Below are 21,818 nucleotides of genomic sequence, written 5' to 3' on the forward strand. Positions count from 1 at the left end.
ACCCTAAGCACCGATTCTGGATGCGTCAACAGGCTATTTTGAAGGGGTTTCGGGATTCGTCGTGATAGTATGCAGACAGGGCAGTGGGACAGGAAAAGAACCGCGCGGAGGGGAAAGCCGCGCAGTCAGTTTCAACAGGACGAAAGGGGTATCGCAGACTGTGCGATAGGCCCGTGGCCTGATATGCCGTTAAAAGGTTAAAAACAGGTGAACGTGATGACAGTTGAGGCAAAGACGATCTTTGCGGGTGGAGGCGGTGAAGGCTACGCCATCGCTCAGGGCCTGCGGTTGGATTACTCGAACCGGCACGGGCTGATCGCGGGGGCGACGGGCACTGGCAAGACAGTGACGCTCCAGATCCTGGCGCAGGGCTTTTCGGATGCGGGCGTGCCGGTCTTCCTGTCGGATGTTAAGGGCGACCTGAGCGGATTGGCCAAACCGGGATCGTCGGATCACAAGCTCCACGGTGCGTTTGCCGAACGGGCGGCCACGATTGGATTGGACCTGGCGTATGTGGCGGCTCCGGTGGCGTTCTGGGACCTGTGGGGCGAAGCTGGGCATCCGGTGCGGACCACCGTGTCCGAGATGGGACCGCTGCTGCTGTCGCGCTTGCTGGAACTGACCGACGCGCAGGAAGGCGTGCTCAACATCGCGTTCCGTGTCGCCGACGAGGAGGGGCTGGCGCTGCTGGACCTGAAGGACCTGCAATCGCTGTTGGTATGGGTCGGGGAAAATCGCAAGATGCTATCCACTCGCTATGGCAACGTCTCGACCGCATCGGTGGGCGCAATCCAACGGTCTCTGCTGACATTGGAGACCCAGGGCGGCATGCACCTGTTCGGGGAGCCGGCGCTGGAACTATCGGACCTGATGCGCGTGTCGGACGACGGGCGTGGTATGGTCAACGTGTTGGCCGCCGACAAGCTGATGGCGTCGCCGCGGCTTTATGCGACGTTTCTGATGTGGCTGCTGTCGGAGCTGTTTGAGCAACTGCCCGAGGTCGGTGATCCGGACAAGCCCAAGCTCGTGTTCTTCTTCGACGAAGCGCACCTTCTGTTCGACGATGCGCCCAAGGCCCTGATCGACAAGGTTGAGCAGGTCGCGCGTCTTATCCGGTCCAAGGGCGTGGGCGTCTATTTCGTAACGCAGAACCCCGACGACATTCCCGAGGATATTCTGGGCCAGCTGGGCAATCGCGTTCAGCACGCGTTGCGCGCCTTTACCGCCAAGGACCGCAAGGCCCTTCGGCAGGCGGCGCAGAACTACCGTCAGAACCCGCGCTTCGATATCGAAGACGCGATCCGGGAAGTCGGCGTCGGCGAGGCGGTGACCTCTTTCCTCGAACGCAAGGGCATCCCCGGCGTGGCCGAACGTACTCTGATCCGTCCGCCCGCATCGCAACTGGGGCCCATCACGGCGACGGAACGGAAGGTCATACTGCAAACGTCCGATCTCGCGGGGAAATACGAAGACAAGATCGACCGGCACAGCGCATTTGAGGTGCTGTCGAAACGTGCCGAGGACGCGGCCCGAGCCGCCGAGAAGGCCGAGGCCGAGGAAGAACGGGCCGAAGCCGCCGAGCGGGAATACAAGGCCGGGCGGCGCTACTCCGGCGGTAAGGTCAGTCGCTCCACCTCACAGACGCGAAGCCGACGCAGCGACAGCGTGGGCGAAGCATTTGCCAAGTCGTTTGCCCGGTCGCTGGGCAGCAAGGCGGGGCGGACGATCGTGCGCGGCGTACTCGGTGGATTGTTCCGAGGGCGATGATGCGACTTCGCCCGCCCCGTCTTACGGACGGCATGGAAATTACGGCGGTCCATGCCGAGGGGCTTGCCACGGGCCACGCTTCCTTTCGCGCCGAGCCTATCACTTGGGTGGAGTTCGACGACGCCTATTCGATTGCCCTCGTGGCCGAGGATCACGGGGCCGTTATGGGTTGGGCTGCGCTATCGGCAACGTCTCCTCGAGATACTTACGCCGGGGTTGGGGAAGTTAGTACCTACGTCGGGGCGCAGGCCGCCAGGCGTGGCGTCGGCCGGGCCCTTTTGTCGCGTCTGGTGACCGACAGCGAGACGCAAGGGTGGTGGACGCTGGTCGCACAGATATTCCCCGAAAACCCCGGAAGCCTAGCGCTTCACCGTGCCTGTGGGTTCGAAGTTCTGGGCACCCGCACGCGGTTGGGCCGCATGACCCATGGTCCATTGGCTGGGCAATGGCGGGATGTAGTGATGATGGAACGCCGCAGCAGGCGGGCAGGCCTGGATTAGGGCAAGGCGGCTTCGAAAAAGGGGACCGGCTGCCGGGTCTCGGCTTCTGTCAGGTGGTGGCGGTCGAAAATCCGAAACGAACCGTCGGGCGCGACGGGGGCATAGGTGTTTTCACCCGCATAAAGCGTTGGCAGCGGATCTACGACCGTCACCGTGTCCGGGAAGTCGGCGGCGAGGCGGTCAAAGATGTCCGATTGCAGCGTACGATCGTGGATGTCCTGCACAAAGGAAATGGCACAACCATTCTCAAGCTGAAGATCGATAGCGACCGGTGAATCCACCAGACTGGTCACCCACCGTGCCGGCACCAGCATGACAAGCAACCCGGTGCCTGAGGCCTTGAAGATTGTTCGGCGACTAAGGATTGTGCGATTGCGGAACGGTGTTTCGATGAACAGGTAGCTGAGCCAGCCCAGAAACACTGTCGCCGCTAGCAACAGGCCTGTGACCCAGACAGGCAGGATCAACGTCGTCGAATAACGCGTGAAGACGAATAGTGGCCGATGCCAGAGATAGGCGCTGTAGGAAATCAGGCCGACCCAGACCATCGGCCGCAGGGACAAGATCCTGTGCGCGGGCGCGCCCGGGACGGAAAACAGCAGGATGAGGGCCGTGCCACCCGTCGGCAAGAGGAACCAGAGGCCCGGAGTCGGTGTGTCGTCGTCGAACGCAACGATAAAAATGATGACACAAATCAGGCCGACTGCCGAAAGCAACCCCGCAGGGCGCAGGCGCGGCAGAGCGGGCCAATGGGCCAAGGCGATGGCGGCGAAACTGCCGATCAACAATTCCCAAGCGCGCGACAGGATGAAGAAGAACGCATCGTTCGGCGCGTTCACCGCCGCCCACTGCGCATAGGTCAGGCTGGCCAGGAAAATCACTGCCAGCGCGCCCGTCACCACGCGCATTCCAAGGTGCCAGAACCCCATCAGAAGCAGCGGGAAGAAGATATAGAATTGTTCTTCGACCGCGCGGCTCCAAGTGTGCAGCAGCGGTTTGAGTTCGGCGGCGGTATCGAAATACCCGCTCTGATCCCAGAAAGCCGTGTTCGACAGGAACAGGGCGACCCCCATCACGCTCTCCGAGAAGTTCTCCATGTCCGCTGGGAAATGGATGAACCAGGCCACAACGATCCTGACCGAGATGACGGCGAACAGCGCGGGAAGGATACGACGGGCGCGCCGCTCGTAGAAATCCCAAGGCAAAAGGGAACCGCGGGCCAAGTCGCGCTGGATCAAGGTCGTGATCAGGAAGCCGGAAAGCACGAAAAAGACGTCGACGTCGAAGAAGCCGCCAGAAAATGGCGCGACATCGGCATGGAACAGGATCACGGCCAGAACGGCGATGGCCCGAAGGCCGTCAATGTCGGGGCGTTAGTTCAAAACGATGCTGTTCCATTTCCATTGCGACAAGCGGGACACTCCGGCGACCGGACGATGTGCAAGCCCAGCCAGTGGTTTTGACGGTCCGGCGTGACCGTTATTCCCACTCGATGGTGCCCGGAGGCTTGGAGGTGATGTCATAAGTGACGCGGTTGATGCCCGGCACTTCGTTGATGATGCGCGTAGCCGTTTCGCCAAGAAACTCGTGGCTGAACGGATAGTAATCGGCGGTCATGCCATCCACCGAGGTCACCGCCCGTAACGCGCAGGCGAAGTCATAGGTCCGCCCGTCGCCCATCACGCCGACCGTTCGGACCGGCAGGATGGCGACGAAGGCCTGCCAGATGTCGTCGTACAGGCCGTGTTTGCGGATCTGGTCGATATAGACGGCATCGGCACGGCGCAGGATCGCCAGCTTTTCGCGCGTGATCTCACCCGGACAGCGGATGGCAAGGCCGGGACCGGGGAAGGGGTGGCGACCGATGAAGCTGGGCGGCAGGCCCAACTCGCGACCGAGGGCGCGGACCTCGTCCTTGAACAGCTCGCGCAGCGGTTCCACCAGTTTGAGGCCCATCTTCTCGGGCAGGCCGCCGACGTTGTGGTGGCTTTTGATCGTTACGCTGGGACCACCGGAAAAGGACACGGACTCGATCACATCAGGATAAAGCGTGCCTTGGGCCAAGAATTTCGCGTCGCCCACTTCAGTCGCGTGTTTCTGGAAGACGTCGATGAACAGACGCCCGATGATCTTGCGCTTGGTCTCCGGGTCCGAAACGCCGTCGAGTTCGCCCAGAAAAAGCTCCTGCTCGTCGGCGTGGATCAGCGGCATATTGTAGTTGTCGCGGAACATGGTCACGACTTCCTCGGCCTCGCCCTGTCGCAACAGGCCGTGATCGACGAAGACGCAGGTCAACTGATCGCCGATCGCCTCGTGGATCAGGACGGCGGCCACCGACGAATCCACCCCGCCGGATAGCCCGCAGATGACCTTGGCATTGCCCACCTGCTCGCGGATCGCGGCAATCGCCTGTTCGCGGTAACCGGCCATCGTCCAGTCGCCGGTGAAGCCCGCAACCCGAACGAAGTTCTCGTAGAGCTTCGCCCCTTTGGGCGTGTGATGAACTTCGGGGTGGAACTGCATACCGTAGAAATGACGGCTGGCGTCGGCCACGACGGCGAAGGGCGCGCCGGGTGAGGTGGCGTAGACCTGAAATCCATCGGCCAGACGGCTGACGTGGTCGCCATGCGACATCCAGACCTGTTCGCGGCCCGTCGATTCCGGCCCGTCGAACCAGCCTTGCAGCAGGTCCAGTGTTTGCGAGGGGGTGACATAGGCCCGGCCGAATTCGGCGGTGCCCTCACCGCGCGTCACAAGCCCGCCCAGCATTTGCATCATCACTTGCTGGCCATAGCAGATGCCCAGAACCGGCACCCCCAGCTCGAACACTTCCTTCGGTGGACGGGGCGACCCCTCGTCGGGCACACTGGCCGGGCCGCCGGAGAGGATGATCGCCATTGGCGCGAATTCGGCTAGGAAGTCGGGTGTCACGTTCTGGAACGGGTGAATTTCGCAGTAGACGTTCAGTTCCCGCAGGCGACGCGCGATAAGCTGCGTTACCTGAGATCCGAAGTCGACGATGAGAAGGCGCTGATGATCGGGCATATCCATGGCGGCGGATTACGCGGCAGCGGCCTCCGGGGCAAGAGCGCGGAGATGTCGCTTTCGCTCGGGTGAGGAGCGCAAATGGTCGGCGTGCGGACCGCAGCACGCGTTATCGGTCATTCAAGACGGTTTCGAAGGGATAAAAGCATGGCGGACGGCACACCCACACGTGGACGGCGGGGCGGCGGCGGTGCTGCGCGACGCGCGGAGCGCACAAGCACCAAAATCGATCATGCCCGTTTCATCACCCGAAATATCCCGAACTATGAAATCCTGACCGAGGAGGCGCTGGCCATCATTGAGGCTAATGCCGATGTGGTTCTGGAAGAGATTGGCGTCGCATTCCCCGAAAACGAGGAGGCGTTGGCGCTGTGGCGCGATGCAGGTGCGAAAGTGGATGGCGACCGCGTGCATATCCCAAAGGGCCTTGCGCGCAAGCTCTGCCAGACCGCGCCCGGCTCATTCACGCAGATCGCCCGCAATCCCGAGCGGAATGTCGAAATCGGCGGCCGCAACCTGGTGCTGGCCCCGGTCTATGGTCCCCCCTTCGTGCGGGATGCTGATGGGCGCCGCTATGCCACGATGGCCGACTTCGAGAAATTCGTTAAGCTGGGGCACATGTCCAAGTGGCTGCACCATTCGGGCGGGACCGTCTGTGAACCGACGGATGTTCCGGTGAACAAGCGGCATTACGACATGCTGCTGGCGCACATGACGTTGACGGACAAACCGTTCATGGGGTCGGTGACGGAACCCAGCCGCGCCCGCGATTCGGTCGAGATGTGTGACATCCTGTTCGACGAAGGCGACGGCAAGGGCCTGAACGGGCGGACGGCATTGGTCAGCCTTATCAACATTAATTCTCCGCTGACGTTCGACTCAATCATGATGGGCGCGTTGGATGTCTATGCTAAAGCGAATCAAGCCTGCATCATTTCTCCGTTCATCGTGGGCGGTGCGATGGCACCCGTCTCGGTCATGGGTACTTTAACCCAGGTCCTTGCCGAAGTGATGGCAGGGGTCGCTTTTTCTCAGCTCGTAAATCCCGGTGCGCCTGTCATCTTTGGGGCCTTCGTGACCTCGATCGACATGAATTCGGGGGCACCCACGTTCGGCACGCCCGAAGCGGCGCAGATCACTTACGGGGCGGGGCAACTTGCGCGGCGGATGGGCCTTCCGTTTCGCAGCGCGGGGTCGTTCAACGGGTCAAAGCTGCCCGATGCGCAGGCCGCATACGAGACGGCGAATTCGCTGAACGTGGGTCTGCTGTCAGGTGTGAACTTTATGCTGCACGCGTGCGGCTGGCTGGAGGGCGGACTGGTCGCCGATTTCGAAAAGTTTGTAATGGATGCGGATCAGCTGGGTGCCCTTCAAAAGCTGGCGGCGGGCATCCAGATCGACGAAGAGGCGCAGGCCATGGATGCCCTTCGCGAAGTCGGTCCCGGTGGCCATTTCCTCGGGTGCGCGCATACGCAGGCGAACTTCAAGGCGGCGTTCTGGAAATCGGACCTGTTGGACTACAAACCTTTTGAAACATGGGTCGACGAGGGCTGCCGGGACACGCGCACACTGGCCTCGGCGCGCGTGAACAAGCTGCTGGGCGACTACGTGGAGCCGGCATTGGACCAGGCGAAACGCGCCGCTTTGTTGGCCTATGTCGCGGAAAAAAAGGCGTCCATGCCAGACGCATTCATGTAGGTGCGATCCGGCCCGATCCCGTCAGGCGCGCGGTTCGCGAAAGGCCTGCGCTTCGGACATAAGCGCGACAAGGATGTCCACGTGCCGGGGGTAGCTGTAGTTCTTGTCGACAGTCAGTCGGCGCCTTTCCAGCGCCGCTTCGATCGGCATCAATTTTTCCAATGCGGCTCGCGGCGATGGCGGTATCGCAATGCGCAGCATCCGGCGCAGATCGCGCCGACGGTGATATTGCCGCGTGCCCTGAGCGGCTGCCTCCACCAGCAGGCGTGGACGGCGCATCTGGTTTAGTTCGGCTGAAATCTTACACATGATCTGGCAGGTCCTTGGCTGATTTGACTGCCTTGATCCTGCGCCCGGCGCGCCCCGTGTTGCGCAATCAAGTACGGGAGCGAACGCAGCGTGTCCGACGTTTACACTTTGGAAACACTTGTTTCGAAAACTAATACAATTAACGACTTGGTAACCAATCCAAGTGAGTTCTGATCAGGTTTTCCACAGGACCCGCTTCGGAGCTTTCAATGTCTTCCGTACCAATAGATCAGACCGTCCCACGGCTTCCCGAATGGGTGCCGGCAGCGGCCCGAGCATACGTTGCACATGCGTTCCAGGGACGCGCCCTACGTGATGTCGCACGGATTAACGGCTGTGCGGCATCGACGGTTCTGCGCCAGATACGGAAGCTAGAAGAGCGCCGGGACGACCCCCTTGTGGACGACATGATCGAGCGGCTCGCAAAGGCCGCCGGTACAGGCAAAAACCAAACAGACCCGAAGGATGCCCCTATAATGTCCGCTCTCCCGAAACGTGAGGCTCTTACTGATGACGAAACGCTCAACCGCGAGGCAAAACGCGTGTTGCGTCGTCTCTGCGAGGCGGAGGCTTTTCTCGCTGTTGGACAGGGAATGTCTCAGGCGGTGGTGCTGCGCGATACGGGTGATGCACCTACCCGCACCGCCACGGTGTCCCGAAGCGTGGCCCAGGCCTTCGTGCTCAAGGATTGGGTTTCGTGTTTCAAGGTCGGGAAAATCACCCGCTATCGCATTACCGATGCCGGTCGCGCGGCCCTCAAGCGGCTCTTGAACGACACGTTGGCGGCCCGGCAGGAGGCGCGGGGAATGGTCGAAGCCGCCAGCCCGTTCCTGACCCAGCATATGGAGATGGTGGAGCGGACGATCCCTTCGGGCGAGACGCTGCGCGTCAACTTGGCGGAATCGCCGTTGGGCGGATTGGCACGCAAGAAGGACCGAGACGGTAAGCCCTTCTTGCCCGCAGACTTGGTCGTCGCGGGGGAGCGCCTGCGCGAGGATTTTGAATTGGCGCAGATGGGGCCGCGCGTCGGGCAGAATTGGGAGCGGTTCCTGACGCCGGGCGACCGCGGGCAAATGTCATCTGGCAGCCCGCTGGGCGGGCCCGATGCCGCCCGCGAACGGGTCAGTCAGGCGCTCCGTGCGCTGGGCCCTGGCCTGGCCGATGTCGTGTTGCGCGTGTGCTGCTTTCTGGAAGGGTTGGAGACGACCGAAAAGCGGCTGGGCTGGGCGGCCCGATCGGGCAAGATCGTCCTTCGGATCGCGTTGCAAAGATTGGCCGCCCATTACGATGGCCTGCACCGTTAGCGCATTGCGCCCGCCGATCTCCTCGCCCCGCGTGCTTCAACCGCGGGGCGGCAATCTTGGGAAAGCGCCGCCCCGAAAGGCGGTGCTTCAGGTTGTCTCTTCGACTCAGCGCTTTTCGACGGGGATGTAATCGCGCTGCGTTTCGCCAGTATAAAGCTGGCGCGGGCGACCGATCTTAAGGGCTGGATCAGACAGCTGCTCTTTCCACTGCGAAATCCAACCGACGGTCCGCGACAGCGCGAAGATCGGTGTGAACATCGACGTGGGGAAACCCATCGCTTCGAGAATGATACCCGAGTAGAAATCGACGTTCGGAAAAAGCTTTTTGTCGGCGAAATACGGATCGGCGAGCGCCTGTTTTTCAAGCTCCTTCGCGACCTGCAGGATCGGGTTGTTTTCGACACCGAGCAGGTCCAGCACCTCGTCGGCACTTTCCTTCATCACCGTCGCGCGCGGGTCGAAGTTCTTGTAGACCCGGTGGCCGAAGCCCATGAGACGGAACGGATCGTTCTTGTCTTTGGCGCGGGCGATAAACTCGGGGATGCGGTCCACGGTGCCGATCTCGTTGAGCATCTCGAGGCAGGCCTGGTTGGCCCCGCCGTGGGCCGGACCCCAGAGGCAGGCGATCCCTGCGGCGATGCAGGCAAACGGGTTCGCGCCCGAAGAGGAGGCCAAACGGACAGTTGACGTCGAGGCGTTCTGCTCGTGATCGGCGTGCAACGTGAAGATGCGGTCCATGGCGCGCGCCAGGATCGGATCGGCGTGATAATCCTCGGCCGGAACCGAAAAGCACATCCGCAGGAAGTTCGACGCGTAATCCAGGTCATTGCGCGGATATACGAAGGGCTGGCCGATGGAGTATTTATAGGCCATCGCGGCAATCGTCGGCATCTTGGCGATCAGGCGGATCGACGCAACTTCGCGCTGCCAGGCGTCGTTGATGTCGGTGCTGTCATGGTAGAACGCCGACATCGCGCCGACGACACCGACCATCGTGGCCATCGGATGCGCATCGCGCCGGAAGCCGCGGAAGAAGTTGTGCATCTGCTCGTGAATCATCGTGTGCTGGGTCACGCGGCCCTCGAAATCCTGAAGTTCGGCGGCCGAGGGGAGGTTTCCGTATAGCAGCAGGTAGCAGACTTCCAGATAATGCGACTGACCCGCCAACTGACCGATGGGATAGCCGCGGTGCAGCAGAACGCCTTCATCGCCATCGATGAAGGTGATCGCGCTTTCGCAGGCGGCCGTCGAGGTGAAGCCGGGGTCGTACGTGAAGACACCCGCCTGGCCGTACAGCTTGCGAATGTCGACCACGTCGGGGCCCACGGTGGGCGAATGGACCGGCAGGTCGAAGTCTTGGCCATCGATGGTCAGTTTCGCGGATTTCTGAGTGTCAGCCATATCGGTCCTTTCGAGAGCGTCGCGACATGAAGGACATGCTGCAACTATTTATTTTGCCGACGTTTTGTCGTGCAGAGTGCAGCGTCAGCAACACCCGGATCTGGGTCGCTCTAGTGCTCGGGGCCTACGGCATCGGTCAGCCGCGCAAGGGTCTCATCCCGTCCGAGAACCAGCATCATGTCAAATACGCTGGGGGTGGCTGTACGACCTGCGAGTGCTGCGCGAAGTGGCGCGGCCAGCTTGCCCAGACCCAGTCCTTTTGACTGGGCTAAATCCCCAATAACACCCTCCATCGCGTCGCGATCCCAGCTAGCATTTTGCAGGTGCGGCGTCAATTCATTCAGTATGCCACGGGATACCGTATCCAGTGTTTTCATGGCCTTTTCATCCGGCGTGATCGGTCGGTCGATCAGCGCGAAACGCGCGCGTTCGACGATCTGGGGAAGGGTGCGACTTGCCTCCTTGACGATCCCGATCGCCGGCAAGAGGCGTGCGGCATCGATGGGCGGCTCGCCCGCGCGCGCGGCCCAATCCTGCACTGCTGCCAGGATGGTGTCGTCGTCCATCACGCTCAGGTGCTGCCCCGACAGGTTCTCCAGCTTCTTGAGGTCCAACCGCGCGGGGGCTCGGCCGATCCCCTCCAGGTCAAACCATTCGACCGCCTGCGCGTCGGTGAAGAATTCGTCGTCGCCATGCGCCCAGCCTAGCCGGGTCAGGTAGTTACGCAATGCTTGGGCGGGAAAGCCCATGGCCGCATATTCCTCTACGCCCGTCGCCCCATGCCGTTTGGATAACTTCTTTCCATCCGCACCGTGGATCAGCGGGATATGCGCCCAGACGGGCTGATCCCAGCCCATCGCCGCGAAGATCTGTGCTTGCCGGGCAGCATTGTTCAAGTGGTCGTCGCCCCGGATGACGTGGGTGATGCCCATGTCGTGATCGTCCACCACAACCGCCAGCATGTAGGTCGGTGTCCCGTCGGAGCGCAGCAGGACCATGTCGTCCAACTGGTCGTTTCGGAACGTCACGTCACCTTGCACGGCATCGTTGATGATGGTCGTACCCTTACGCGGGGCCTTTAGCCGGATCACGAAGGGCGCGTCCGGATGCTCCTCAGGGTCGGTATCACGCCAGGGTGACTGGAACAGGGTGGACGTGCCGGCCTCGCGTGCGGTTTCGCGGAACGCTTCGATTTCGTGCTGGGTCGAGAAACACTTGTACGCGCTGCCTTGCGCCAACATTTGATGCGCCACTTCGGCGTGGCGGGGGGCCTGTTCGAACTGGCTGACAGGGGCCCCATCGTGGTCCAGGCCAAGCCACTTCAATCCGTTCAGAATCGTTTGGGTCGCCTCCGGGGTGGAGCGTGCGCGGTCCGTATCCTCGATCCGCAACAGGAACTGCCCCCCATGGCGTCGCGCGAACAGCCAATTGAACAGGGCAGTCCGCGCCGTTCCGATGTGCATCGTTCCGGTCGGTGAAGGGGCGATGCGGGTCACAACCGGCTTGGATAGTGCGGGAGTTGACATGTTCGGACTGATCCTCGGCTTGGGCGGCGGTTTGGCAGGTCAGGGTTAACGGTTTGTAAACCCTGCGGCGCTCATCATTGGGCGGTTGATATTCAGCCCGGACGAGGAGGGCAAGGATGCACCAGACCCAGGTCGCCCCCCGGCCGCCGCCTGCGTTGTGGATATGGGCGACCGAAACGTCCCAAGCGTTACGCGGTCATCGACTGCCCTGGCTGGCAATTGCCCTCGCGGCCGGCATCGGTGGCTACTTCGCATTGCCGGCCGAACCTGCCGGTGTCGTTCTGATCTCATGGATTTGGCTGGGAGTCACGTTTGCGTGGGCCGGATGGCGTCTGCGCGCCTCCGTCGGCTTCATTTTTCTGATTCTGGCCGTCTGCGTATTGGGCGTTGGCGTGGCGCAATTGCGCACCCGGATCGTCGCCGGGCCCGTTCTTGAGTTCCGCTACTACGGCGCGGTCGAAGGGCGGGTGGTGACGCTGGACCGGTCCGCTTCGGGTGCCGTTCGCGTCACGCTTGACGGTGTTCGGCTCGACCGGGTTGCGCCCGACAGGACGCCGCGCCGCGTGCGCCTGTCCTTGCAGCAGCAGGAGGGGCTTGGGTGGATCGTGCCGGGTGCCCGCATCATGACAACGGCCCACCTGCTTTCGCCGTCCGGTCCGACCGAGCCGGGCGGTTTCGATTTTCAGCGCCATGCCTGGTATCTAAGCCTCGGGGCCGTCGGATATACACGCGTCCCCGTGGTGCGTGCGGCCCCTGACGCGGGCGGTTGGTTCACTGGCATCACCAAGGCACGGGGAATTGTTGCCAAGGCCCTGCGCGACCGGATGCCCGGTCAGGTCGGCGAGGTTGCCGCGGCGATCACCACGGGCGACCGGTCCGGCCTTTCGGACGAGATCACGGCGTCTCTTCGCGCCTCCAACCTTGCGCACCTGCTGGCGATATCGGGTCTGCACATGGGGCTGTTGGTCGGCTTTGTATTCTGGACGGTACGCGGCGGCTTGGCCCTCATTCCGTCGATCGCGCTTATCCGCCCGACGCGGGTCTGGGCCGCAGTGGCCTCATTGCCGTTCGCGACTGCCTATCTTGTCCTGTCGGGTGGAAGTGTCGCGACGCAGCGGGCTTATGTCATGGCCGTGGTCATGCTTGGGGCGATCGTGGTCGGGCGGCGTGCGCTGTCAATGCGGTCGGTGGCGATCGCGGCGATACTGGTGCTGCTTTGGCGACCTGAAAGCCTAACCGGGCCGGGGTTTCAGATGTCGTTTGCCGCGACTGGAGCGCTGGTGCTCGTCTTCGGAACGCTGGCCCGAACGGAGCGTCCGGACTGGCTGCGCGGGTGGCGTGGCGGCATCTTGTCGTTGCTGCTTTCATCGCTCGTGGCGGGGATGGCCACAGCCCCGATCGCCGCGCTCCATTTCAACCGTGTCGGGCATTATGGCGTCCTTGCGAACATGCTGGCCGTGCCGATGATGGGACTTGCCGTCATGCCACTCTTGTTCGTTGGCTTGATGTTGATGCCACTGGGCCTTGAGGCACTGCCGCTTGCGTTAGCCGGATGGGGGATCGAGTGGATCATGATGGTGGCGCAAGAAGTCGGGGGCCTTCCTGGAGCTGTCAGCGCGGTTCCGGCTCCGCATTGGCACGTGCTGCCGGTTCTCGGGCTGGGGATGGCTATTTTGGGAACTGCGCGGAGTGGTGCGGTGCGTTCGGTCGGGTTGGTGGTTCTGGCGGTGGCCGCGGTTCTGTGGGTTCGCAGCCCGCGCCCCGACATCCTGATCTCGGACGATGGCCGATTACTGGGTATTCAAACTGAGCAGGGCCGTTGGCTAAGCCGTGAAACTGGCGTGAGTTTCGTAGCGCAGTCTTGGTTGGAAAACGATGGCGATATGGTTGCTCAAGCGGAGGCAGCCGGCCGTGAAAGACCCGCCGCCATTCCCATCTCCTTGCATCATGCCGCAACCAAGACGGCGTTGCCGCAGGCGGTGGCAGACTGCGCGCGCGACCCTGGATGGCTGATCGTTAGCGTTGCCCCCGAAGTCGTGCCGGAAGGCTGTCGCCTGATCGGCCCGGCAACGCTGTCGCAGACGGGTGCGATAGCAGTCTACTTGGAAGATGGGATCTTGAAAGTATGGACCGCGCGAGAAGTTCAAGGGCGGCGTCCTTGGTCACGCGGCCCCTGATCGGGATTAGTAGCTGCGGATTAAACCAACCAACCGACCCTGCACCTGCACCTGATCGTCACGCATGAGTTGTGTCTGATAGGCTTGGTTCGCAGCCTCCAGCGCAATCATGCCATTGGTGCGGCGATAGCGTTTCAGCGTCGCTTCGTGACCCTCAACGAGCGCCACAACAATCTCGCCATTTTCAGCGGTGGTCTGTTCACGGATCACGACGATATCGCCGTCATTGATCCCTGCGTCGATCATCGAGTCGCCCCGGACTTCCAGGGCATAGTGCTCCCCTCCGCGGTCAAGCATCTGACCGGGTACCGCAACATGGTGTGAAACTTCGCTGATCGCGTCGATGGGAACACCGGCGGCAATTCGGCCCATGACGGGAACTTCGGTTGCATGGGCTTCGACCGACATTGCCCGCGCGGGTGCCGGTGCCTGGGGGGCGGACCCTTCGATCACTTGCGGTACGAAGTTCGCGCCGGCTGCCAGATCTTCGGGAAGGCGGGTAATCTCTATCGCGCGCGCCCGGTGGGCCAGCCGCCGAATGAAGCCCCGCTCCTCCAGCGCCGTGATCAAGCGGTGAATGCCGGACTTCGACCGCAGGTCGAGCGCATCCTTCATCTCGTCGAAGGAGGGCGGGACACCATCCCGTTGCACGCGCTTGTGGATGAAGGCGAGAAGATCGCGCTGCTTGCGGGTGAGCATGTCCAGGTCCCTCGATTGTCTGCACTCCAAACGGAGCTGTCACGGAATGTTCTAGTAAGGTTCCCGTTTTGTGTCAACTCCTTGTCTCATGGGGGCAGGGCGATGGTTGTCACGACGTCACCCATGTTTCGCGCCGGATCATGGGGCGGGCGGATGACAAGGTGGGTCGCCTTGGCCAGCACGCTCAGAAGGCTGCTATCCTGTCGGTCCGCGACGATCATGCCGGATGCCGTCAGCTGCGCGCGCATATAGTGTTGACGCGGGCCATTTTCCGAAACGGCCGCCGCAAGGCGGTGTTGTTCAGTGGGCGTGCCGATCGGCAGGCCGAGCATCTTGCGCAGCATTGGAAGGATAAAGATCGTACCGCAAGCAATTGCAGATACAGGATTACCGGGGAGTCCGACAAGAACAAGCCCGTTGATTTTTCCCGCCAAGAGCGGCTTACCGGGGCGCATCGCGACTTTGTGGAAGGCAAGGTCCAGCCCGGCCTTTCCAGCGGTCGGCGCAATCAGATCGTGATCCCCGACCGATGCGCCCCCAATCGTGATCAGCAGGTCCGCGCCCTCGGCCAGTCGGAAGGCTTGCCCCAAGCTTTCCGCGGTGTCCTGCGCAATGGGCAGAACACGCGTTTCGGCCCCGGCGGCGTCGAACATCGCGGCCAGACCGTAGCCGTTGGAGGCCGTGATCTGCCCCGGATGCAACCGTTCACCCGGCGCGCGCAGCTCGTCCCCGGTCATCAGGATGGCGACCAGGGGTTTGCGCACGACCGGCACGGCCCCGTGACCCATGGCGGCAATCAGGGCGATATCGCGACTGCCCAGTGGGCGCTTGGGGTCATGCGGTTCCCCGGCGGTGAAATCACCACCCGCGGGTCGGACGTGCGTGGCCGTGCCAGACGCTTCTGTATAGGTGATCCGGTCCTCCACGCGGGAGATATTCTCTTGCAGGATAACGCGCGTCGCGCCGGCGGGCACGGGTGCGCCGGTGAAGATGCGAACGGCCCCGCTGTCTGCCGTGATGGTTCCATCGAAGGGGTGTCCCGCAGCGCTTTCGCCGATCACGCGGTCCGTGTCGCCGGGCTGTACGTCTCGGGCTATGGCATAGCCGTCCATGGCCGATGCGGCGAAGGGCGGCTGATCATGGACGGCCTTCAACGGCCCGGCCAAGGCGCGCCCGGCGGCGGCACGCAGCGAAACGGTCTCCGACGGCAGCCGACCCACGAGCGATAGCAGGCTTTCCAGCGCCCTCTCGACTGAAATCACTGTGCCGGAGCCTTCCAGTCGCCGGATTTGCCGCCCGTCTTGGACAATAGGCGGATCCCCCCGATCTCCATGTCTTTTTGAGCGGCCTTGGCCATGTCATAGATAGTGAGGCAGGCGGTGGTCACTGCGGTCAGCGCTTCCATTTCGACTCCGGTGCGACCAGCGGTGCCGACGGTGGCGGTAATGCAAAGCCCCGGAAGCGTCTCATCGATCGCCAGTTCAACGGCCACCTTGGCAAGCGGCAGGGGATGGCAAAGGGGGATCAGGTCGGCCGTACGCTTGGCCCCCATAATTCCGGCCAGCCGGGCGATGCCAATGACATCACCTTTCTTGGCGGTGCCAGATTCAATAATTTCAAGTGTTTCCGGAGACATCTTCACCCATCCCGTCGCCACGGCGACACGGTCCGTCTCGGCCTTGGCGGAAACATCGACCATATGCGCGGCCCCGCTTGCGTCAAAATGGGTCAGGCCGCTCATCGACCGGACACCATCGGACGGGCCAACAGGGTTCGCGTCGCCGCCTCCACGTTCTCTTGCCGCATCAGGCTCTCGCCGATCAGGAAGCAACGCGCGCCGAATTGCGCCATCTCGGCCAGGTCTTCGGGTGTGTTCAGGCCGGATTCCGACACGAGGATCTTGTCTGCCGGAGCGCGGCGGGACAGGTCGCGAGTGGTGCCCAAATCGGTGACGAACGTGTTCAGGTCGCGGTTGTTAATGCCGAGCAGCCGCGACTTAAGCAGCGCGGCGCGGTCGAGTTCCTCGCGGTTATGAACCTCGATCAGGGCATCCATGCCCCAATCAGACGCGGCGGCCTCTAACTCAGCGGCTTGGTCGTCGGAGACGCTGGCCATGATGATCAGAATGCAGTCAGCCCCGAGCGCGCGGCTCTCGGCCACCTGCCAAGGGTCATACATGAAATCCTTGCGCAACACCGGCAGGTCGCAAGCCGCGCGAGCGGCCACAAGGTAGTCCTCGTGACCCTGGAAGCTGGGTGCATCGGTCAGGACCGAAAGGCAGGTCGCGCCCCCTTCGGCATAGGCGCGGGCGATCGCGGCAGGATCGAAATCGGCACGGATCAGGCCCTTGGAAGGGCTGGCCTTCTTCACTTCGGCAATCAGGCCGTAGCCCTCTATGGCCGCCGCGTGCAGGGCTTCGGCAAAGGGCCGCGGGTCATCGGCGTTGCGCGCCGCCTCCTCGATGGCGATTTGGTCGCGCTTGGCCTTGCGGGTGGCGATCTCTTCCAGCTTGTAGGCCTTGATCTTCTCAAGAATGGTTGGCGCACTCATGTGGAGGCCTCCGTGGTCAGTTTTGCCAACGCCTCGACCTTGCCAAGGGCGGCCCCTGTGTCGATTGACTTCGTTGCAAGTTCAACGCCTTCCGGTAAGGTCTTCACCTTGCCTGCAATCACCAGCGCGGCCGCAGAGTTCAGAAGGACTGCATCGCGGTACGCCCCCGGTGCACCGTCCAAAAGGGCCCGGAACGCGCGCCCGTTTTCGGCCGGCTCTCCGCCCAGAATGGCCTCGAACGGGTGGGTCGGCAGTCCGGCGTCGTCTGGCGTGATCGTACGTTCGCTAACGGTTCCATTTTCTAGCACGGCAACGGCGGTTGGCCCAGCGATGGAGATCTCGTCCGTGCCGTCCGACCCGTGGACCAGCCAGGCGGCTTCGGACCCGAGCGCGCCCAGAACCTCGGCCATCGGGCGGATCAGATCCGGTGAATAGGCCCCGGTCAGCTGTCGTTTCACGCCTGCCGGGTTCGTCAGCGGACCCAGCACGTTGAACACGGTGCGCGTTGCCAGTTCGCCGCGTACGGGCATGACATGCCGCGTGGCGGGGTGGTGCATCGGGGCCATCATGAAGCAGATGCCCACCTCGGCCAGCGCGCGTTCCGCGACATCGGCACCCAGCATCACCTCGATCCCCATTTGCGTCAGCACGTCGGCGGCACCTGATTTGGATGACAGGTTGCGATTGCCATGCTTGGCCACGGGCACGCCCGCGCCCGCCACGACGAAGGCGGTCGCGGTGGAGATGTTGAGCGTGCCCTTGCCGTCGCCCCCGGTACCGACGATGTCCATGGCACCGGCGGGGGCCGCGACGCGGGTCATGCGGGCCCGCATCGCGGAGGCGGCGGCGGCGATTTCCGCGACCGTCTCGCCCCGCGTGCGCAACGCCATGAGCAGGCCCGCGATTTCCACGGGGGTTGCCACGCCGTCAAAGAAGGCGGCGAAGGCGGCCTCGGCTTCCTGAGATGTCAGGGGGCGGTCAGGCGCGGCGTTCAAAAGGGGCTTCAGATCAGTCATGCGGGCGTGGTCTCGGGCATCATTTCGATGAAATTGCGTACTAGGGCGTGGCCATGTTCGGAGGCGATGCTTTCCGGGTGGAATTGCACTCCGTGGATGGGCAAATCGCGGTGGCGCAGGCCCATGATCATCCCTGACTCGAGCTCGGCATTCACGATCAGGTCGTCGGGCAGAGTTTGGCGATCAACGGTCAGTGAGTGGTACCGGGTCGCATCATAGGCAGCCGGCAGGCCCTTGAAGACGCCGGTGCCGTCGTTGAGCATCCGCCCCATCTTCCCGTGCACGATTTCGCCCGCGCGCACGACCTTGCCGCCAAACGCCTGGCCAATCGCCTGATGGCCAAGGCAGACGCCCAGAAGCGGCGTGCGGGTCTCGGCGCAGGCCTGCACCATCGCCAGACAGATGCCAGCTTGGTCTGGATAACACGGGCCGGGCGACAGCAGCACGCCCGCCGGGTTAAGCGCCATTGCGGCTTGCACATCCATGGCGTCGTTGCGCACGACTTTGACTTCGGCACCCTGTTCGGCGACGTAATGCACCAGGTTCCAGGTGAAGCTGTCGTAATTGTCGATCAGCAGAAGCAAGCCAAACCCTCCAACCAGTTGCATGCGGGGCTGTTCACGCCCAACAGTCGGGTTATACAGGACGCAAGGCTCGACGAAAGGGCCATCGGGCGTCCTTTGAATGGGGTGCAACGGGCTAGGAGACCAGAGGGCATGATCAAGGGACTTCTGTTGGGATCGGCCAGTGCGCTTGCGCTGTCGGCACTGCTTTTGACGGCAGTGGCCCTGTTCGCACCGATGCCGCAGCAGACCGCGCGCCCTGTGTCCGCCGTGCCCGAAGCCCCCGCCATGCGCGACCAGGCCGAAAGCAAACCGCGCGTTCCAGACCGGCCTGTCCGCGAGGTGCCCGTCCGCGAAGAACCTATCCGCGAGGTGCCGGTCGGAGAAGAGCCTGTCCATGAGATCGCAGCCCCCGAGGTGGTGCCCGCCGAGGGTTCAGCGCCCGAGTCACAGGTGGCGCAAGCGGCTCCGGAAGAACGGGCGACCCCGGTGACAGGTGTCGATCTGCCAGTCGCAAGCCAGTTCAACCGTCCGCCCGAGGATGGAGCCGCCGTTACGCCGGAAACCGAGGTGACACCAAGGCCTGTCGGAATTGCGGAGGGACTGGGCCGTGACCAGGCCAGCACCACCGCCGCCCCGGCACCCGAAACCGAGAGCGCGGCAGCGCCTGCGCCTTTCCAGATCGCTGGCTTCGGGGCCGCGCCCGAGGCGGGCGATGCTCCGTCCGTGCCGCGCCAGCTCAACGAAACCGCGCCGCAAACGTTTGGCGACGTCGCAACGCCCCCTGCGGCGGAGGCTGCTGACCCTGTCGCGGTGCCCGACGAGACGAGCCAGTCCGCAACGCCGGTAGCGGACGACGCGGCACCCGTCGCCAACACTCAGCCACCCACCGCACCTGAATCTGCACCCGAAGTTATCGACGCAGAAATACCGGAGGCTGTGGCTGCGAACGAGGCTGAAGTCATTCCCCCAGCGACACCAGAGGGCGCAGTCGAAGAGCAAGCGGAAGCGGTGGAGCAAGCGGAGCCGGTAGAGCAGGCGGAGGCGGTAGAGCAAGCGGAGCCGGTAGAGCAAGCGGAGCCGGTAGAGCAAGCGGAGCCGGTAGAGCAAGTGGAGCCGGTAGAGCAAGTGGAGCCGGTAGAGCAAGCGGAAGCGGTGGAGCAAGCGGAGCCGGTAGAGCAGGCGGAGGCGGTAGAGCAAGCGGAGGCGGTAGAGCAAGCGGAGCCGGTAGAGCAAGCGGAGCCGGTAGAGCAAGCGGAAGCGGTGGAGCAAGCGGAGCCGGTAGAGCAGGCGGAGGCGGTAGAGCAGGCGGAGGCGGTAGAGCAAGCGGAGCTGGTAGAGCAAGCGGAGCCGGTAGAGCAAGCGGAGCCGGTAGAGCAAGCGGAAGTCGTGGAGCAAGCGGAGTTGGCGGAGGACGTCGTGGTGGTCCAGGAGGCGTCTCCAAGGCTCGTCGCTCCGGACGATATCGAGGGGACCCAATCCGCCCCGGAAGAGCGGCGCAGCACCTCTCTGATCACGATCGTGGAAACGCCCATCGTCATTCCCTCGACCCCTGACATCGAGGGCGACACGGAGGGTGGTGTCGCGACGGGGACCGGCACAGCGGAGGTCGCCCTGCCGCGCCGTCTTGTCCTCGACAGTGAGCGTAATGCCGACATCGAGATGGCCCCTGAAGAGGTCGTACAGGAACAGACCGAGGCCGATATCCCTGAAGAGGAGGGAAGAGCGCTTGTCACCCAAGCGGCAGACTTCACGAATCCGGAGGGGCGACCGCTCATGTCGATCGTCCTGATTGACGATCCCGCGTCACCGGTTGACCGCGCGCGTCTGATGGCCTTCGACTTCCCGGTCACCTTCGCTATAGACCCGAGCCGCCCCGACGCGTCCGACGTGGCAGACGCGTATCGCGCCGCAGGACACGAAGTTGTCGCGCTGGCCCAAGCCTTCCCACCCGGGGCCGCTGCGCAGGATGTTGAGGTGGCAATGTCTGGCATTCGGCGTGCCCTGCCACAGGCCGTGGGCGTGTTGGATCGACCGACCGAAGGGTTTGTGGGCGATCGGGCCACGCTGGCCGCGATCCTGCCGTCGCTGGACGAGGCGGGCATGGGACTGCTGGCGTATCCCGATGGGCTCAACAGCGGGGTCACGCAGGCGCTGCGCCAAGGGGTGCCAGCCGCGACGCTCTACCGGGTGCTCGACGATGATGGGGAGCGCGCGCCGATTATCACCCGATTCCTCGATCGCGCCACGTTCGAGGCGGCGCGGGACGGCACGACAGTCGTTCTGGGCCATACCAAGCCCGATACGATTGATGCGCTTTCTGCCTGGCACCTGGGAAATCGGGCGGGGCAGGTGGCGGCGGCCCCGCTTTCGGCCGTGCTCAACGCGCGGTCGACTTCGAACTGACGGCGCGACTTCAGCCCGAAAGCGTATCCGGCAGTTCGATCTGGGCGACCTGTTCCGCGATCGGTTCAACCGACAGGGGGTGGGTCGAATGGGCGTGTTCGTCAGGGTGCCCGATGGCCTGCCACTGCCGGTCCTTGAAGATTTCCAGCGCCGAGAATTGCGCCTTGTAGCCCATTTTAGGCGAACCGGGGACCCAGTAGCCCAGGTACACGAACGGCAGGCCCGCGTCCCGCGCCACCTCGACATGGTCGAGGATGATATGCGTGCCCAGCGAGTCCTGCGGCATGTCCGGGTCGTAAAAGGAATAAACCATCGACAGCCCGTCATCGAGAACGTCGGTCAGGCAGACCGCGCGCAGGGCTGCCTTGCCGCCGGATTCCAGCGGCCGGTCGTCCCAGTACTCGATCACGCGGGTGCGAACCGGCGTTTCTTCGATCATGGCGGCGAATTCGAAGATATCCATGTCGGCCATGCCACCGTCGGCATGGCGTGCCGTGAGATAGCGGCGGAACAGCGCGTACTGGTCTTCGGACGCCCAAGGCGAGGTGATTTCGCGCCTCAGATGGGCGTTCCGGCGCGTCGTTTTGCGTTGAGAGCGATTGGACGAGAATTCGTCGACACGAATTCTGGCCGACAGACAGGCTGTGCAATCGGCGCAACTGGGTCGGTAAAGGACGTTCTGCGAGCGGCGAAACCCCTGTTTCGAAAGCTTGTCGTTCAGCGATCCCGCCCCCGAACCTTGCAGCGCGGTGAAGAGCTTCCGCTCCCTCCGACCGTCAATGTAGGGGCAGGACTGTGGCGCAGTCACATAGAACTGCGGCGTCAGCGGTAGGCTGTGGCGCATGAAGTCAGGGTCC

General features: G+C 63.2%; 18 protein-coding genes. 6 read left to right on the top strand and 12 right to left on the bottom strand.

What is annotated here, in order from left to right; translation table 11 throughout:
• Window positions 1–216 precede the first annotated feature (216 nt).
• Together BLV27_RS06770 and BLV27_RS06775 are read left to right on the top strand one after the other, a co-directional pair.
• Window positions 217–1,767: a helicase HerA-like domain-containing protein gene (locus BLV27_RS06770; protein WP_092644192.1), complete on the top strand. Its 1,551-nt coding sequence runs from the start codon at window positions 217–219 to the stop codon at window positions 1,765–1,767.
• A complete protein-coding gene (locus BLV27_RS06775; RefSeq protein ID WP_211605487.1) occupies window positions 1,767–2,267 on the top strand; it encodes a GNAT family N-acetyltransferase in 501 nt (166 codons plus the stop codon). Before BLV27_RS06770 ends, BLV27_RS06775 begins: the two co-directional genes overlap by 1 nt.
• On the opposite strand, the gene BLV27_RS06780 is transcribed toward BLV27_RS06775, so the two are convergent.
• On the bottom strand, window positions 2,264–3,631 hold the full coding sequence (locus BLV27_RS06780; RefSeq protein ID WP_092644196.1) for an acyltransferase family protein: 1,368 nt from the start codon (window positions 3,629–3,631) through the stop codon (window positions 2,264–2,266). The genes BLV27_RS06775 and BLV27_RS06780 overlap by 4 nt on opposite strands.
• A gap of 115 nt (window positions 3,632–3,746) precedes the next feature.
• The gene (guaA, locus tag BLV27_RS06785) at window positions 3,747–5,312 is read right to left on the bottom strand and encodes a glutamine-hydrolyzing GMP synthase (RefSeq protein WP_483095067.1); all 1,566 of its coding nucleotides are present in this window, start codon (window positions 5,310–5,312) and stop codon (window positions 3,747–3,749) included.
• A gap of 147 nt (window positions 5,313–5,459) precedes the next feature.
• On the opposite strand from guaA, the gene BLV27_RS06790 reads away from it, so the two are divergent.
• A complete protein-coding gene (locus BLV27_RS06790) occupies window positions 5,460–7,010 on the top strand; it encodes a trimethylamine methyltransferase family protein (RefSeq protein ID WP_092644200.1) in 1,551 nt (516 codons plus the stop codon).
• A 21-nt stretch (window positions 7,011–7,031) separates the two neighbouring features.
• On the opposite strand, the gene BLV27_RS06795 is transcribed toward BLV27_RS06790, so the two are convergent.
• Complete coding sequence (locus tag BLV27_RS06795) at window positions 7,032–7,319, bottom strand: DUF6477 family protein (RefSeq protein WP_092644202.1); 288 nt, start codon at window positions 7,317–7,319, stop codon at window positions 7,032–7,034.
• 476 nt (window positions 7,320–7,795) lie between these two features.
• Between BLV27_RS06795 and BLV27_RS06800 the strand changes: the two genes are divergently transcribed.
• Window positions 7,796–8,623, top strand: a complete 828-nt coding sequence (locus BLV27_RS06800; RefSeq protein ID WP_342024041.1) for a DUF6456 domain-containing protein — start codon at window positions 7,796–7,798, stop codon at window positions 8,621–8,623.
• A gap of 105 nt (window positions 8,624–8,728) precedes the next feature.
• On the opposite strand, the gene gltA is transcribed toward BLV27_RS06800, so the two are convergent.
• A complete protein-coding gene (gene gltA, locus BLV27_RS06805) occupies window positions 8,729–10,024 on the bottom strand; it encodes a citrate synthase (protein ID WP_092644207.1) in 1,296 nt (431 codons plus the stop codon).
• Between the two features lie 110 nt (window positions 10,025–10,134).
• Window positions 10,135–11,550 carry a glutamate--tRNA ligase gene (gltX, locus tag BLV27_RS06810; protein WP_092644209.1) on the bottom strand — a complete coding sequence of 472 codons (1,416 nt, stop codon included), beginning with the start codon at window positions 11,548–11,550 and terminating at the stop codon, window positions 10,135–10,137.
• Window positions 11,551–11,666: 116 nt separating this feature from the next.
• Here gltX and BLV27_RS06815 point away from each other — a divergent pair, with 116 nt between their 5' ends.
• The gene (locus BLV27_RS06815; protein WP_092644212.1) at window positions 11,667–13,727 is read left to right on the top strand and encodes a ComEC/Rec2 family competence protein; all 2,061 of its coding nucleotides are present in this window, start codon (window positions 11,667–11,669) and stop codon (window positions 13,725–13,727) included.
• Window positions 13,728–13,733: 6 nt separating this feature from the next.
• Here the strand turns inward: BLV27_RS06815 and lexA are convergent, their stop codons facing one another.
• The 6 genes from lexA to BLV27_RS06845 form a co-directional block, all read right to left on the bottom strand.
• Window positions 13,734–14,426: a transcriptional repressor LexA gene (lexA, locus tag BLV27_RS06820; protein WP_092644214.1), complete on the bottom strand. Its 693-nt coding sequence runs from the start codon at window positions 14,424–14,426 to the stop codon at window positions 13,734–13,736.
• 86 nt (window positions 14,427–14,512) lie between these two features.
• Entirely contained in the window at window positions 14,513–15,688 is a 1,176-nt protein-coding gene (locus tag BLV27_RS06825; RefSeq protein ID WP_092644216.1) for a molybdopterin molybdotransferase MoeA, read from the bottom strand.
• Window positions 15,685–16,167, bottom strand: a complete 483-nt coding sequence (gene moaC, locus BLV27_RS06830; RefSeq protein ID WP_092644218.1) for a cyclic pyranopterin monophosphate synthase MoaC — start codon at window positions 16,165–16,167, stop codon at window positions 15,685–15,687. The genes BLV27_RS06825 and moaC overlap by 4 nt, the downstream gene beginning before the upstream one ends.
• On the bottom strand, window positions 16,164–16,976 hold the full coding sequence (gene trpC, locus BLV27_RS06835; protein WP_092644220.1) for an indole-3-glycerol phosphate synthase TrpC: 813 nt from the start codon (window positions 16,974–16,976) through the stop codon (window positions 16,164–16,166). The genes moaC and trpC overlap by 4 nt, the downstream gene beginning before the upstream one ends.
• Window positions 16,973–17,992, bottom strand: a complete 1,020-nt coding sequence (gene trpD / locus BLV27_RS06840) for an anthranilate phosphoribosyltransferase (RefSeq protein ID WP_092644222.1) — start codon at window positions 17,990–17,992, stop codon at window positions 16,973–16,975. Before trpD ends, trpC begins: the two co-directional genes overlap by 4 nt.
• Entirely contained in the window at window positions 17,989–18,576 is a 588-nt protein-coding gene (locus BLV27_RS06845) for an anthranilate synthase component II (protein ID WP_092644376.1), read from the bottom strand. Before BLV27_RS06845 ends, trpD begins: the two co-directional genes overlap by 4 nt.
• Window positions 18,577–18,708: 132 nt before the next feature.
• Here BLV27_RS06845 and BLV27_RS06850 point away from each other — a divergent pair, with 132 nt between their 5' ends.
• Window positions 18,709–20,961: a polysaccharide deacteylase family 2 protein gene (locus BLV27_RS06850; protein WP_092644224.1), complete on the top strand. Its 2,253-nt coding sequence runs from the start codon at window positions 18,709–18,711 to the stop codon at window positions 20,959–20,961.
• A 10-nt stretch (window positions 20,962–20,971) separates the two neighbouring features.
• On the opposite strand, the gene BLV27_RS06855 is transcribed toward BLV27_RS06850, so the two are convergent.
• On the bottom strand, window positions 20,972–21,805 hold the full coding sequence (locus BLV27_RS06855) for an arginyltransferase (RefSeq protein WP_092644226.1): 834 nt from the start codon (window positions 21,803–21,805) through the stop codon (window positions 20,972–20,974).
• Window positions 21,806–21,818 lie beyond the last annotated feature (13 nt).

Source organism: Jannaschia faecimaris (assembly GCF_900107415.1).
In the GTDB taxonomy this organism is placed as follows: domain Bacteria; phylum Pseudomonadota; class Alphaproteobacteria; order Rhodobacterales; family Rhodobacteraceae; genus Jannaschia; species Jannaschia faecimaris.

Excerpts from the sequence above, each read along its gene's own strand:
- gltA (WP_092644207.1), bottom strand. The coding sequence starts at position 10,024 with ATGGCTGACACTCAGAAATCCGCGAAACTGACCATCGATGGCCAAGAC.
- BLV27_RS06850 (WP_092644224.1), top strand. The coding sequence starts at position 18,709 with ATGATCAAGGGACTTCTGTTGGGATCGGCCAGTGCGCTTGCGCTGTCG.
- trpC (WP_092644220.1), bottom strand. The coding sequence starts at position 16,976 with ATGAGTGCGCCAACCATTCTTGAGAAGATCAAGGCCTACAAGCTGGAA.
- trpD (WP_092644222.1), bottom strand. The coding sequence starts at position 17,992 with ATGACTGATCTGAAGCCCCTTTTGAACGCCGCGCCTGACCGCCCCCTG.
- BLV27_RS06790 (WP_092644200.1), top strand. The coding sequence starts at position 5,460 with ATGGCGGACGGCACACCCACACGTGGACGGCGGGGCGGCGGCGGTGCT.
- BLV27_RS06855 (WP_092644226.1), bottom strand. The coding sequence starts at position 21,805 with ATGCGCCACAGCCTACCGCTGACGCCGCAGTTCTATGTGACTGCGCCA.
- BLV27_RS06795 (WP_092644202.1), bottom strand. The coding sequence starts at position 7,319 with ATGTGTAAGATTTCAGCCGAACTAAACCAGATGCGCCGTCCACGCCTG.
- moaC (WP_092644218.1), bottom strand. The coding sequence starts at position 16,167 with ATGAGCGGCCTGACCCATTTTGACGCAAGCGGGGCCGCGCATATGGTC.
- BLV27_RS06815 (WP_092644212.1), top strand. The coding sequence starts at position 11,667 with ATGCACCAGACCCAGGTCGCCCCCCGGCCGCCGCCTGCGTTGTGGATA.
- lexA (WP_092644214.1), bottom strand. The coding sequence starts at position 14,426 with ATGCTCACCCGCAAGCAGCGCGATCTTCTCGCCTTCATCCACAAGCGC.
- BLV27_RS06770 (WP_092644192.1), top strand. The coding sequence starts at position 217 with ATGACAGTTGAGGCAAAGACGATCTTTGCGGGTGGAGGCGGTGAAGGC.
- guaA (WP_483095067.1), bottom strand. The coding sequence starts at position 5,312 with ATGCCCGATCATCAGCGCCTTCTCATCGTCGACTTCGGATCTCAGGTA.
- BLV27_RS06775 (WP_211605487.1), top strand. The coding sequence starts at position 1,767 with ATGCGACTTCGCCCGCCCCGTCTTACGGACGGCATGGAAATTACGGCG.
- gltX (WP_092644209.1), bottom strand. The coding sequence starts at position 11,550 with ATGTCAACTCCCGCACTATCCAAGCCGGTTGTGACCCGCATCGCCCCT.
- BLV27_RS06800 (WP_342024041.1), top strand. The coding sequence starts at position 7,796 with ATGTCCGCTCTCCCGAAACGTGAGGCTCTTACTGATGACGAAACGCTC.